The organism is Planktothrix sp. PLAVEN19ND (genome assembly GCF_057220675.1).
Window position 1 is genome coordinate 4,412,818 of record NZ_CM170132.1, and the last position, 12,797, is coordinate 4,425,614.

Here is a 12,797-nt window from a genome sequence, read left to right on the forward strand (position 1 = left end):
ATCAGATGTTAACTCTTAAACAAGAAAGGATTAACAAGATAATATGGTAGCTAAAATTCAATTTTCAATAGGTATTGATGAAGATGTAATTCCTGATGTTCGTCTGACTCGTTCACGGGATGGGAGTCAAGGTACAGCAAAATTTTATTTTCTCAATCCTAAAGCCTTAGCGGATGATTCCACCCAAGAAATTACAGGAATGTATATGATTGATGATGATGGGGAAATCGTCACCCGTGATGTTAACGCTAAGTTTGTTAATGGAAGACCTACGGAAATCGAGGCGATTCATTTAATGAAATCTCCCGAAGAATGGGATCGTTTCATGTTGTTTATGGAACGTTATGCAAAAGCTAATGGATTAGAATTTAGTAAATCCTAATTCAGTCATCATTTGTAGGGGCGGGTTCATCGAGATTTAGGTGATTAACAAACATTTAAAAGAACCCGCCCGTACCAGTCATCAGTTTAATAGTTAATTTATTAAATAAATTCCCCATTCTATTACCCATTCGTAATTCGTAATTCGTAATTCGTAATTCGTAATTCCTTATGACTTTACCAGTTCCCCATCCTGATACTTCGGAATTTTTGGTTAATTGTGCTGTGATTACGGTGAGTGATACTCGCACGCCAGAAACCGATAAAAGTGGTCAACTAATTCAGCAATTTCTACAGAATACTGGGCATCCAATTCTCGATTATCAAATTATTAAAGATGAACCGAAAGACATTATAAAACTATTGAAAAAACTCTGTCAAATTCCTGAACTGAATGCTTGTATTTTTAGTGGAGGAACCGGAATTTCACCCCGAGATACTACCTATGATGCTCTGGAACAATTATTAGAAAAAACTTTACCTGGATTTGGAGAAATTTTTAGAGCTTTGAGTTATCATGAAATAGGGTCAAGAGCGATCGCTTCCAGGGCTGTAGCTGGAGTTTATCAAAGGAAATTAATCTTTTCGGTTCCTGGATCTTCTAATGCAGTAAAGTTGGCAATGGAAAAATTAATTTTGCCTGAATTAACCCATTTAGTTAAACTGCTATAGCAATCCTAATTGCTCAGACCCAGAGGATCAACTTTTTTTCTTAGACTTGTTGCCTGTTCCCTGCCATAGCAATTAAAACAACAGCAGAACGGGGGCTGAGATGATAATATTTTCCCATAATTGGTCGGGCAGCACTCAAGCGACTAATATCATTAGGAACCGCTAAAGCCGTATCTACCAAACGATGCCAACGTTCTCCTTTAGAAAGGGGAGGTAATTGAAAGTTTAAGGGTTCCCAATAGGAATTTAACATAATATGGAGATGTTCGCCTTTTTGGGGATGATATAAACTAAAAGCAATGGTGCGAGAACTGTCATATAAATCAGGTTTTCCTGTCTTCACTCCATGCCAAATCACATAGGGAGAATTACTCTCTATATTCATTTCCAAAATATCATCTAACTGAAAGAGATGGAGTTCCTTTTTAAAGCGGATTAAACTTTTAACAAACCGCAAGACATCAGGATTTTTCCCCACATCACTCCAGTCAAACCACCCTAACGGATTATCCTGACAGTAAGCGTTATTATTTCCAAATTGTGTCCGACAAACCTCATCCCCCATTAACATCATCGGAGTCCCTTGAGACAGTAATAAAATTACCCACAGATTTTTAATTTGTTGCAGGCGTAAAGCTTGAATATACAGGTCATCCGTCGGCCCTTCAATGCCACAATTCCAACTAAAATTATATTCAGAACCGTCTCGGTTTTCCTCTCCATTAGCATCGTTCTGTTTTTCATTATAACAAACTAAATCATGCAGAGTAAAACCATCATGACAGGTAACAAAATTAATACTACAATGCACTTCTCGATCGGGATGGGGATAAATGTCAGGACTCCCCATAATTCGATAGGCTAACTTTTCAACTTGTCCTTCATCTCCCTTGACAAAACGACGGACATCATCCCTAAATTGTCCGTTCCATTCGGCAAAACGATCCCCTGCTAAAGAACCTACTTGATATAATCCCCCTGCATCCCAAGCTTCAACAATTAATTTTGCTCCGGCTAATACGGGGTCGGATTTAATAATCCATAAAATCGGGGCATCTTCAATCGGATTTCCTTCTTTATCCCGGGATAAAATCGAAGCCAAATCAAAGCGAAATCCATCGACGTGCATTTCTGAAACCCAATATCTCAGACTATCAATAATTAACTGTCCTGAAATTTCATGATTAGCTTTAATAGTATTTCCGCAGCCACTATAATTACTATAATCAGCCGGATTATCTTTCTCTAAAATATAATACATACTGTTATCTAATCCGCGAAAGGATAAGGTCGGGCCTTCTTCATTTCCTTCGGCAGTATGGTTATAAACCACATCTAAAATCACTTCAATTCCAGCTTTATGAAAAGCCTTGACCATATCTCGAAATTCATTGATCGGGCCGATAGCATCTCGATTAGAACTATATTCTCGATGGGGAGCAAAAAAGGAAATGGTACTATATCCCCAATAATTACTCCGAGGAGGAACTGCATCCTGTTCATCAAATTGATGAATCGGGAGTAATTCCACGGCGGTAATTCCTAAATCTTTTAAATAGGGAATTTTCTCAATTAATCCCGCGTAGGTTCCCCGTTTTTCCGGGGCAACTCCCGAGTTAGGATTGCGCGTAAAACCCCCGACGTGCAGTTCATAAATAATCGTTTGGGCGTAGGGTAATTCTAAAGGTTTATCTCCTTCCCAGTCATAACCTCGCTTATCAACCACCACTCCTTTTAAGGCTTGAGCGCAATTATCCCCCGGAACAGAAGCGGCAGCCCGACTATAATTTTCCGTATTAACAATAGCTTTTGCATAGGGATCTAATAATACTTTCTGAGGGTCAAAACGATACCCTAATTCCGGTTCATATAAACCATCAACGCGATATCCATAAATTTGTCCGGTTTGAATTCCTGGAACAAAAATATGCCAATAATAAAAGGTTTTATTATGTTTAGGATCAAAGGGAATTACCTGGGTGGGTTCGTGGGCGTCGGCGGTATCAAATAAAAGTAATTCTATAGCCGTACAATTTTTAGAAAAAATACAAAAATTCACCCCATTGGCATAAACCGTGGCTCCCAAGGGGTAGCTTTGACCAGATAAAATATCAAGATGCACGCCTTTCACTCCTTGCAAGTTTTCTCGATTATCAATTGCTGTATTCAACGGTCTAACTCCTTTTCGGGTTGAATAATTCTGTTGTGGAATAAAGAACATCGGAACAGAAAGAATGAACTCTATCGGTTTGGGAATCACCCAATCTAATTCATCCTAGGGGCAAGGCGCGCCGTCCCCCTGCACAGAAATTTTGCCTTTAACATAATGTTTAACCTAGATTATCGTTAATTGGGATAAATAACCGATCACCAGTGCTAAAAACGCGATAAACTAGCAGAAAATCCCAATAAAACTGTGTGTTCAGTTGAATGTCCCCCTCAGAAACCCCTTGCTTAAGTATTGCGATCGCTCGGATGAATACCTCCGTTGCCCATCATTTTGCAACTTGGGTGGTACAGTCTCCCGATTGGAATGGATATGTTCACCATGATAGTAGCTGGCCCGAACCCCTTTCCCAAACTTGGCAAGCGTGGTTAGAACTATTTTCCCCCCATAGTATTCCCAATGGTTTGTGTTCTCCTCCTGCCAATTTGTCCTTAACTGCTGCTGCCAATTCGGGGCAACAACTTAGTTATACCACCCGTTTAATGCAGCAATTTGGGATCAATCTCTGGCAATGGTTATTTCAAGGATCAATTCAAGCTAGTTTACACCGCAGTCAAGGGATTGCTATTGGCCAGGATCAACCCCTACGGATTCGCTTAGACCTCCGAGACCCGGATTTAATCCCCATTCCCTGGGAAACGATGCAACCCCAAGGCGGTCAACCGGCGATTTCCCTGAGTCAACATCTGTGGTTTAGTCGCACGACCTTTGATGTCAACCCCCTCCCCCAGCGTTTGGCGGCTCCAGGGTTGAATATTTTATTGGTGTTGGGGGAAGGTCAAACCCCTGGGGTGTCTCCTAATTCCGAATTATCGAAATTGGCTTTAGAAAAAGAAGCGATCGCCATCGGTAAAGCCTTTGAACAATGCGGCATGGATACCCTGGGAAATCGAGTCGATAGTGAGGTTTCCTGCGGCGTTAAAACCCTTCTGGAACCGACCGTTGAACAACTGATTGCAGAATTAGAAACCGACCGCTATAACGTCTTATTTTATGCAGGACATGGAATGCCAGCCCCCGATGGTGGGTTATTATTTCTGCGTCCCGATACTACTATTAATGGGACAGAACTGGCCCAGGTGTTAGTCCGATGTGGGATTATCCTAGCGGTGTTTAACGCCTGTTGGAGTGCTCACCCGGCCGTTGAAACCGTGTCAACCCCCTCTAATTCACTATTTCAAGCCATTCCTAGTAGTAGTTTAGCTAAAGTATTAATCCATCACGGGGTTCCGGCGGTGTTGGGAATGCGGGACTCGATTACCGACGCCGAGGCGTTAAGCTTTATTCAAGCCTTTGCTAGAGCTTTAGGGGAACGTCTCCCCGTAGATCAGGCCGTGGCCATGGCCCGTCAGCATTTGTTAGCCCTTTATAAGTTTAATCAACCCGCTTGGACGTTACCCATCTTGTATATGCACCCGGAATTTGACGGGGTGTTAGTCCAGCCTTTAGAACAGATTAAGACAGAAATGCCAATGAGTTCGGTAACAGGGTTTGGGGATGTTCCCCGGGCCTGGTTACGACTCTATAACCCCGGGACTAATACCCCAGCCCAGGTTTGGCCCATTGATACCGGATTAATGCGGGTAGGTCGTGGAGAAGGGAATGATGTAATTGTTGCGGAACAGTGGGTTTCTTCTAAACACGCAGAAATTTTTTGTCGTCATAGTTCCGATGGAAAAACCCAACCGAATTATTTTTTAAGGGATTTTTCTCGCTATGGAACCTTAATTTTTCATACTCAAGAATGGCAACGCATACACCATCAAGAAATTCCGTTAATATCAGGAATGCAGTTAAAATTTGGCAGTTCTCAGGGGCAATTGTTAGAGTTTGTAATTGAAGGGAATGGGGAATGGGGAATAGGCAATGGGTAATAGGTGATAAATCAAGTATTAACTCTTACACTGATAACTGGTACGGGCGGGTTCTTTTAGATCTTTGTTAATTACTGCGCATCTCAATGAACCCGCCCCTACAAATGATAATGCGGATACTTGATAACTGATTTATGATTGAACCTAAAATTTTTCATCTAATTAATCGTTTAAGTTTTGGTGTTACTCCTGGACAAATTCAACAGGTACAACAGATGGGAATTGATACTTATATTAAGACCCAACTGCAACCACAAACAATTCCCTATCCCGCCGATTTAAAGGAAAGACTCAATCCTTTAAATACATTAGTTTGGCAACCCGGTGAAGTTATTCTAGCGGAAAAACAAACCCTAGAACAAGCTAAAACCCTCGGTTTAGATAGCAAATCCATGATTAAAATTAAGCAAAGTTTTAATCAAAAAATCATGCAGCAAGCCAAACGAGGACGTTTATTAAGGGCTTTTGCTAGTCCTCGTCAATTAGAAGAAGTAATGGTGGATTTTTGGTATAACCATTTTAATGTATTTGCGACAAAAAGTGATTTAACTCGACAGTTTTTTAGTTCCTATGAACAACACGCCATTCGACCCCATGCTTTAGGAAACTTTAGACAATTATTAGGAGCAACTGCCAAACATCCGGCTATGTTAGTCTATTTAGATAATTGGCAAAATACTGCCCCGGGAAGTTCGGGGGCAAAGGGCGCATTTAAAGGGTTAAATGAAAATTATGCCCGGGAATTATTAGAGTTACATACATTAGGAGTTAATGGCGGTTATAGCCAAAAAGATATTATTGAATTAGCCAAAATTTTAACCGGATGGGGACTATTTCAACCTATTGCCCAAACCTCAACTAAATCGGGATTTTATTTTGACGAAACCCGCCATGATTTTAGCGATAAAGTGTTTTTAGGATATTCGATTAAAGGTAGTGGAATGAATGAAGGCGAAGAAGCTCTTAATATTCTAGCAAAACATCCTTCTACAGCCCAACATATTAGTTATCAATTAGCTCAAAATTTTGTTAGTGATACTCCTCCCGATCCCCTGGTTAAAAAACTAGCTAAAACCTTCTTAGATAGCGATGGAAATATTGCAATGGTTCTCCAAACCCTCTTTGCAAGTAACGAATTTTGGCAAACCAATATTTATCAAACTAAATTTAAAACCCCCTATCGATATCTGGTTTCAGTGATGAGAATTATCGGTACAGTTACCAATTTTGAACCCCTAGATGGTATCCTAAATCAATTAGGAATGCCCCTCTATGGTTGTCCGTCTCCCGATGGGTATAAAAATATTCAATCCGCTTGGTTAAATCCCGACGCCATGGTAAGACGCAGTAGTTTATCTGTTCCCTTATCCAATGGATTACTTGACGATGGAAAACCCATTGATGCTAATTTTTTAGCCTCCACATTAGAAAATAATTTCTCCCCTCAAACTCGCTCCGTTTTAGACAAAGCTACCCCGAATTTAAGAGGAGCATTAATTTTAGGAAGTCCTGAATTTATGATGTATTGAAAATATCCGATTTTTTGCTATAATTAAAAGGATTAAACCCAAAACGGGGGTCATGATGAATCAAACCCTAGAACAAGTAATCTGGACAATTGAAGACGTCGAGGGACTACCAGAAAATGAATGGATACGCCATGAAATCCTCAATGGAGAACTCTTTATGACTCGCTCTCCCCATCGTCGCCATCAACAGGCTTGTGTTAAGATTTGTGCATTACTTGATATTTGGTCAGAGTCGAATAATTTAGGCGTCACAATTTTTGCTCCGGGTTTAATCTTTTCTGATATTGATAGTGTTATTCCTGATGTGGTTTGGGTGACTCATGAAAGACTCGAACAAATTGAAGATGAAGCGGGACATTTAACCGGAGCACCGGAATTAGTGATTGAGGTTTTATCCCCCGGAAAACAAAACGAGCGTCGAGATAAACAAGCTAAATTAAAACTCTATTCTATTACGGGAGTTCAGGAATATTGGGTTGTTAATTATTCTACCAAACAAGTTGAAATTTATCGCAGAGAAAAAGCACAATTAGTTAAGGTTTCAACCTTATTAGAAACAGATGAAATCACATCACCTTTATTACCGGGATTTAGTGCTGTTGTCCAGTTATTTTTTCCTTAAACCGATAATTAAATGCCTGGGAACGCACTGCTTGAAAATCTGGGATAGAATAGGTTTTTTCTAGGTTATCTTTGAGTTGGTCTAACTTTAAAATAGCCTCTCCTACCGATGCAGCTAATAACGGCGGGACTGCATTACCAATTTGTCGCCATTGTTGAGAGGATGTTCCATAAAAAATATAATCAGGTGGAAAAGATTGGATAGCGGCGGCTTCTCGGGGAGTCAAATAACGATCTTCTGTAGGATGATAATAGGTGGTTTTATTTGTATTAATTGTACCGGAATGGTAATACCGATCTAAACGCTTTAATTGGGTTTCTCGAAATCGTTCTTCTCGAATTGTTTTCCAATTTATATCATACCACAAGGAAGGCGGGAGATAGGCTAACTGATCTCGTTCATAACGAATTCCTTTCCCTTCAGGGATATAATGAATTCTTTTTCTTTCTAATTCATTTTTGATTTGGGCTGTTTTCAAATCATGGTTAAAACTTTGACCTGCAAACTCTAATAAAGTATTAAATGCCCATTCTACCGTGCGAGGTAAGGGTAAAAGATCAGGATCTTTTTCAGAGTCTTTAAATCGTTTTTCTGGATAAATGTTACTAACTCCGAAACGATTTCCTAATAAAATAGTTCGTCGTCTGGCTTGGGGAACACCATAATGATGGGCGGATAATACCTTCACATCGACAGTATAACCCAATTGGGTAAAACTATTAATAATTAATGTCAATGTACTTTCATTCTTTTTTGCTAATAACCCGGTAACATTTTCCAGAATAATAAAGTTAGGTTTAAAGGTTTCTACCATTCGCAAAAATTCAAAAAATAGAAAATTTCGGTGATCTTTTTTATCGTTTGTACCAATGGTTGAAAATCCCTGACAAGGAGGGCCACCGCAAATTAAATCTACGGTTTGATTTCCAATAATATCTTGAATTGATTCGGTTTTAATTTCCCGCAAATCTCCTAAAATCGTCTGGGAATGGGGATGATTAGCTTGAAAGGTTTCTAAGGAAGATTTATCAAAATCTATTCCCAATAAACAATTCATTCCTGCCATTTCTAATCCACAAGACATTCCCCCGGCGCCGGAGAATAAGTCAATAAAGTTTTTCATTTCTCTACTCAACAAGATAATAGAATTAATTATAATATTTTGTTTGAACAATGGAATATTAAAGTCAATTTACACATACAAAAGTTGATTAAAAATTTCATCAGCCGTTAGAGTATCTAATAAAATAGAAACCCGTTGAGCGATTTCATGAGGACTTTTTTGAGGGACAATAATAATTCCTGAATGGTTCCGTTTTTTAGCCATATATTCTAAATGCAACTGTTCAAAATCAACTCGGTTATGAGTCAGTAAACATCGATCAGATTTTGCTGTATAAATTAACTGATCTTGATCGGATTTTCCTAACATTCCTTGTTCTAGTGATGTTGTCACATTAAAACCTCTACTGCGGAGTAAAGTTGCAACTAGAACAGAAACATCTTCATCTGTATATAGTGTTGCAAATAATTTCATGTTTTTTTCATAGCCGCTTTAACAGCAGGATGAACTAATTCTTCAGGAATGCGATTTTGTTCAATATAATGATTAATTTCCTCTTGATTATCTAAATAAAAACTCAAGGCATCAAAAACCTGTGCTAATGTTAGATGGGGTAAATGTATCGGGATTTCTTCAGGAGATATTCCTAAACGCCATAACCCAACAATAGCTCGGACTGAAGTTCGAGTTCCTAAAATGATAGGTTCACCTTGAAGAATTTCAGGGTTACGACTCACATAACGAGAAACCGATTGTACAGTCATATCAACTCATACAACAAAATTTTTTATACTTCTATAATATCACATTGCAACATCATAATCCCAGGAATAGAGTTACAATGCAGGCACATCAACATTAAGTTTAAAATTAGCTGCTTTTGAGCCAGAAACTTCGATGGTATAATCTCCATCAATGGGCAATTCTCCTTGCCAATTTTTGCTATTTTTAATAGTACCAATATTCTTACCATTCGGATCTAAAATATTAATATCTACCGTTCCTTCGGTTACATCAACCGACATCTTTTGTCCGGCGGCACATTCTAATTTATATTGTCGTTTTTCTGCGGGTTTAACCATACCTGTAACCGTTGTTCCCGTCGCTCCAGGGTCAAATTTAACTCTTTCGGTGGCGTTATTTGCTTGAGGAGAAATAGAAGGAGTTGGGGTAGGAGTTGGGGTAGGAGTAGGAGAATTAGCAAAAGGAGGTAGGGGTTGTAAGGGTTGTTTTACTGTCGCACCATGAGACCCTAAACTCATTTTTAGATCAAAAGTTGTAGCTCCTTTTAAAGCTGTTAAAACGATTGTATATTGACCCGTTTGGGATAAATCTTTGGTTTTAATCAGTTGTCTATCCGGTGCATAAACCCAAATACATAAATTATCTTCTGTGCGATAATTTAACTGTTGACCAGCTTTAGCAGGAAATTGATAAGCTAAATAACTTCCTTGGCGAATTTGGCCAGATTCCTTGGTATTAATAGCGGTTAAATTGATTAATTTAATATTAGATGAAGCAATATTTCCTGAAGGTTGTTCCCCACATTGTTCAATTTTATTAGATGAACTGGAGCTAACAATATTCATGGTTTTTGAAAGTTGTCGCCAATGTTCCGATAGAATTTCACAACCTGTTAATAAAAACAACAATAAAAATAAACCTGTTTTTTTCATGAAAAAATTACCATACATTAAGTTTGATCCTTAATTTTAATTTAACTTAACCGTTGTTTGATCCATAAACCAAATAACGGTAAAGCTAATTTATAGCCTAATTCTGAACCATAAATTAAGCCTTTATGTTGCAAACCCGTGATCGCTCCTTGTAGACTTCCTCCTCTGGATAAATGATGTTTAGTAATATATTCCCGACTTTGGGGTTTATCCGTGGGATCTAGGGCTAAAGACTCTAATAATTGAGCTTGAGAAGCCGGAAGTAATACTAACAATGACTCGAATACCGTTGAAAAATCGGCTAATAATTCCTGTAAGGTTTCCTCGATTTCCTGATCTGCAATTAAACCATTTGTGGTTTTAACTTTACACAAGCGACGCACTAAAGCCGAAGCATCTCCAATATGTCCTTGCACCGCTTCTAAAAAGTATTGTAATGCTTGTGATCGCGGATCAAAAGTTAAATTTTCTCGATGTAAAACCCCATGCGCCCAAGCTGCAACCACATCATTAGATAGGGGCGTTAACTGCACAATATCTAAATTTTTATGAAACTCCTCTTGATTGCTAGTTTCCGCTAAAGTTGTTATTAAAACATAACTCACAGAATTTTGCTGTTGAATTTCTTGGCGCAATAATTTTTCCCAATTTCCCTGTCGATCCCAAGATCTAATATGGGGAAAACCTTGCAAAATTAACACCACTTGTCGCCCTACAAATTCCGTTAAATATTGTGGAAAATGAATTAATAATTGATAGGCTTGCCAAACTTCTTCCGGTTTCGCAATTAGCCGCAAACTTTTTGCCATATTTCCTTGACAGGCAAAAAATTCAGTAGCTTCTTTACTTATCCATTCTTGCAAACACTCAATAGCGATAGGACTTTTTATTGCCTGAGAAATCCCCTCACATAACAGTTGAGTCAAGCGTTGGCCATCGGTTGCCCGAATACAGTCCACTTCGATAATTTTTGCCCCGACTTCCGTCGCTGCCCTTCTGACCAGGGTTCGTCGGCCACTGCCCGGTACTCCGGCAATTAACAAATCTCGATCACGGGCTAAGGCTTGAGTGATCTGCTGAAATTGTCTTTGCCGTCCAAAGGTTTCTAAGGGGGCTGCTAACTCTGCTATATCCATCGGTGTCTATTGAACAAGCTAATTGCTGATATTACCATTTTTGGGAGGATCACCGATCAAAATGTAAATGTTGTTCTAACAATGCCAATAATTGCATCGTTATTCTGATTATTTTGAGCGGGTGCTGTTAGCCAAATTAAGCCCGAATTAATTGCAATATAGTCATTTAATTTATATTTATAAACCCGACTTAATTCAAACTTTACCGAAGAATTTGTATCGCATTTATCAAATCGGAATCGTATATGGAATGAGCAATATTAGCGATCGCACTTTAATTAGTTATCAAGATTTAGTTTGGTTTTCAAGTCAATTATGTCACCCTTGACAACACAATGCAATTGCATTACCTTGAAAATAGAGTTTAACCAATAGGTTTAGAAGTCGCTATGGCTGCAAAATTGGCTCCATGCTCGGAATCAACTCTAACTGATCGTTATCAGACTACAATTCCTGATCCTGTTCGCAAAGCTCTTGGTTTGAATAAGCGCGATAAAATCCGCTACACCATCGGGTCTGACGGTCAAGTCATTATTTCTCGTGCTGACCCGACAGAAAATGATCCGATACTAGGGCAATTTCTCAATTTTATAGCACAGGATATCCAGAATAATCCTCAACATATTAAAGCACTTAGCTCTGATTTAGTCAGTCGTGTTCAGTCCTTAGTTTCTGATGTTGATCTCGATCTGGATACACCCCTTTTGGACGAGGATGAATAATTTTGTCTGTTTTTAATATTAGGAAAAAATACATAGTGACCAATATTGACTACGAGCGTATTTATAAACTAACGTTTCACAAGCAATGGTCTGAATTGCTAGAACTTGTTTATCAGTATTCTAAAGCTGCATCCTCAGATGAATTAGTAATGAGAGCAGTCAAGACATTTGAAGATGAATTTTTTGAGGAGTTAGACAAAGGTATTGAAAACGATAATATTCAATCCGTTTTAGAAAATATTCTTTTACTTGACAAAGGTAGAATTTATAAATTATCTGAGGATAGATCTTGCAGAATTGTTGTTGAATTAGTGAAAATATACAGCAAACAAGGATTTAGGAAAAAAGCATATGAATATGCTAAACTTTGCCCTAAATATGAGATGTGTGCTGAGATTATAAACCTTCATCAAGAGTCGTTGCCAAAAGTTTTAGAGCATTCCCAAAGCAACCAAATCAGGGTTACACATAATGGAGATATAGCCAGTGTTAACTTCACGATAAGTCTTTTCAAGTCAAATCAAGAGATTGAGTTTTTTATGGGGGTTAGAGAGGTATTTCAGATGTTCGTTGTTTATCCGAACGTTGCACTAAGTTGCGTTATTGACTTTGAAAAAATTAAGAACGGTTTATCTCAAGAGGAGAGAAGTTTTTTCTTTAGAGGAATTATTGATTGTGTAGTATTCGATCAGCATAATAACTATAAACCGACTAAATTCTTCGAGTTAGATAGCTCTTATCATGATTCATTTGAACAACAAAAAAGGGACAATTATAAAGACAAGATTTTTGGTTTAGCAGGACAAAAACTTTATAGAATTAGAAAAATATCAGATAATCAAGGAAGGAGCGAATTTATGAAATTGATAAAAGAGATAGTATAATAGGGAACTTA

Annotated in this window: 15 protein-coding genes; 8 read left to right on the forward strand and 7 right to left on the reverse strand. The window is 38.4% G+C overall.

The features are described from left to right. The first annotated feature begins 43 nt into the window (after positions 1–43). Both psb28 and AC2D3N_RS18805 read left to right on the forward strand, forming a co-directional pair. A complete protein-coding gene (gene psb28, locus AC2D3N_RS18800) occupies positions 44–382 on the forward strand; it encodes a photosystem II reaction center protein Psb28 (protein ID WP_079676692.1) in 339 nt (112 codons plus the stop codon). Between the two features lie 170 nt (positions 383–552). After that, positions 553–1,053 carry a MogA/MoaB family molybdenum cofactor biosynthesis protein gene (locus AC2D3N_RS18805; RefSeq protein WP_079676693.1) on the forward strand — a complete coding sequence of 167 codons (501 nt, stop codon included), beginning with the start codon at positions 553–555 and terminating at the stop codon, positions 1,051–1,053. A 40-nt stretch (positions 1,054–1,093) separates the two neighbouring features. Here the strand turns inward: AC2D3N_RS18805 and glgX are convergent, their stop codons facing one another. Then, on the reverse strand, positions 1,094–3,175 hold the full coding sequence (glgX, locus tag AC2D3N_RS18810) for a glycogen debranching protein GlgX (protein WP_484693776.1): 2,082 nt from the start codon (positions 3,173–3,175) through the stop codon (positions 1,094–1,096). 308 nt (positions 3,176–3,483) lie between these two features. Between glgX and AC2D3N_RS18815 the strand changes: the two genes are divergently transcribed. The 3 genes from AC2D3N_RS18815 (at position 3,484) to AC2D3N_RS18825 (ending at position 7,305) form a co-directional block, all read left to right on the forward strand. Next, positions 3,484–5,154, forward strand: coding sequence for a CHAT domain-containing protein (locus AC2D3N_RS18815; RefSeq protein ID WP_484691785.1), 1,671 nt, complete (start codon positions 3,484–3,486; stop codon positions 5,152–5,154). Between the two features lie 134 nt (positions 5,155–5,288). Beyond that, positions 5,289–6,683, forward strand: a complete 1,395-nt coding sequence (locus tag AC2D3N_RS18820) for a DUF1800 domain-containing protein (RefSeq protein WP_484691786.1) — start codon at positions 5,289–5,291, stop codon at positions 6,681–6,683. A 55-nt stretch (positions 6,684–6,738) separates the two neighbouring features. After that, on the forward strand, positions 6,739–7,305 hold the full coding sequence (locus AC2D3N_RS18825) for a Uma2 family endonuclease (protein WP_079676697.1): 567 nt from the start codon (positions 6,739–6,741) through the stop codon (positions 7,303–7,305). Here the strand turns inward: AC2D3N_RS18825 and AC2D3N_RS18830 are convergent. The 6 genes from AC2D3N_RS18830 to AC2D3N_RS18855 form a co-directional block, all read right to left on the reverse strand. Beyond that, complete coding sequence (locus AC2D3N_RS18830; RefSeq protein ID WP_484691787.1) at positions 7,274–8,428, reverse strand: DNA cytosine methyltransferase; 1,155 nt, start codon at positions 8,426–8,428, stop codon at positions 7,274–7,276. The two genes, AC2D3N_RS18825 and AC2D3N_RS18830, sit on opposite strands and share 32 nt — an antisense overlap. 69 nt (positions 8,429–8,497) lie before the next feature. After that, a complete protein-coding gene (locus AC2D3N_RS18835; protein WP_484691788.1) occupies positions 8,498–8,842 on the reverse strand; it encodes a DUF5615 family PIN-like protein in 345 nt (114 codons plus the stop codon). After that, complete coding sequence (locus tag AC2D3N_RS18840) at positions 8,839–9,132, reverse strand: DUF433 domain-containing protein (protein ID WP_079676700.1); 294 nt, start codon at positions 9,130–9,132, stop codon at positions 8,839–8,841. Before AC2D3N_RS18840 ends, AC2D3N_RS18835 begins: the two co-directional genes overlap by 4 nt. Before the next feature lie 72 nt (positions 9,133–9,204). Further along, positions 9,205–10,062: a hypothetical protein gene (locus tag AC2D3N_RS18845; protein ID WP_484691789.1), complete on the reverse strand. Its 858-nt coding sequence runs from the start codon at positions 10,060–10,062 to the stop codon at positions 9,205–9,207. Positions 10,063–10,085: 23 nt separating this feature from the next. Further along, a complete protein-coding gene (locus tag AC2D3N_RS18850) occupies positions 10,086–11,180 on the reverse strand; it encodes an ATP-binding protein (protein ID WP_079676702.1) in 1,095 nt (364 codons plus the stop codon). A gap of 56 nt (positions 11,181–11,236) precedes the next feature. After that, positions 11,237–11,338 (reverse strand): carbohydrate porin, encoded by a 102-nt coding sequence (locus tag AC2D3N_RS18855; protein WP_484693777.1) that lies wholly within the window; start codon positions 11,336–11,338, stop codon positions 11,237–11,239. On the opposite strand from AC2D3N_RS18855, the gene AC2D3N_RS18860 reads away from it, so the two are divergent. From AC2D3N_RS18860 to AC2D3N_RS18870, 3 genes are all read left to right on the forward strand, one after another. After that, a complete protein-coding gene (locus AC2D3N_RS18860; protein ID WP_484691790.1) occupies positions 11,332–11,508 on the forward strand; it encodes a hypothetical protein in 177 nt (58 codons plus the stop codon). The genes AC2D3N_RS18855 and AC2D3N_RS18860 overlap by 7 nt on opposite strands. 61 nt (positions 11,509–11,569) lie before the next feature. Continuing rightward, the gene (locus AC2D3N_RS18865; RefSeq protein ID WP_484691791.1) at positions 11,570–11,902 is read left to right on the forward strand and encodes a type II toxin-antitoxin system PrlF family antitoxin; all 333 of its coding nucleotides are present in this window, start codon (positions 11,570–11,572) and stop codon (positions 11,900–11,902) included. Between the two features lie 35 nt (positions 11,903–11,937). Continuing rightward, on the forward strand, positions 11,938–12,786 hold the full coding sequence (locus tag AC2D3N_RS18870; RefSeq protein ID WP_484691792.1) for a hypothetical protein: 849 nt from the start codon (positions 11,938–11,940) through the stop codon (positions 12,784–12,786). The last annotated feature ends 11 nt before the right edge of the window (positions 12,787–12,797 follow it).

Excerpts from the sequence above, each read along its gene's own strand:
- psb28 (WP_079676692.1), top strand. The coding sequence starts at position 44 with ATGGTAGCTAAAATTCAATTTTCAATAGGTATTGATGAAGATGTAATT.
- AC2D3N_RS18805 (WP_079676693.1), top strand. The coding sequence starts at position 553 with ATGACTTTACCAGTTCCCCATCCTGATACTTCGGAATTTTTGGTTAAT.
- AC2D3N_RS18815 (WP_484691785.1), top strand. The coding sequence starts at position 3,484 with ATGTCCCCCTCAGAAACCCCTTGCTTAAGTATTGCGATCGCTCGGATG.
- AC2D3N_RS18820 (WP_484691786.1), top strand. The coding sequence starts at position 5,289 with ATGATTGAACCTAAAATTTTTCATCTAATTAATCGTTTAAGTTTTGGT.
- AC2D3N_RS18825 (WP_079676697.1), top strand. The coding sequence starts at position 6,739 with ATGAATCAAACCCTAGAACAAGTAATCTGGACAATTGAAGACGTCGAG.
- AC2D3N_RS18830 (WP_484691787.1), bottom strand. The coding sequence starts at position 8,428 with ATGAAAAACTTTATTGACTTATTCTCCGGCGCCGGGGGAATGTCTTGT.
- AC2D3N_RS18835 (WP_484691788.1), bottom strand. The coding sequence starts at position 8,842 with ATGAAATTATTTGCAACACTATATACAGATGAAGATGTTTCTGTTCTA.
- AC2D3N_RS18840 (WP_079676700.1), bottom strand. The coding sequence starts at position 9,132 with ATGACTGTACAATCGGTTTCTCGTTATGTGAGTCGTAACCCTGAAATT.
- AC2D3N_RS18845 (WP_484691789.1), bottom strand. The coding sequence starts at position 10,062 with ATGTATGGTAATTTTTTCATGAAAAAAACAGGTTTATTTTTATTGTTG.
- AC2D3N_RS18850 (WP_079676702.1), bottom strand. The coding sequence starts at position 11,180 with ATGGATATAGCAGAGTTAGCAGCCCCCTTAGAAACCTTTGGACGGCAA.
- AC2D3N_RS18865 (WP_484691791.1), top strand. The coding sequence starts at position 11,570 with ATGGCTGCAAAATTGGCTCCATGCTCGGAATCAACTCTAACTGATCGT.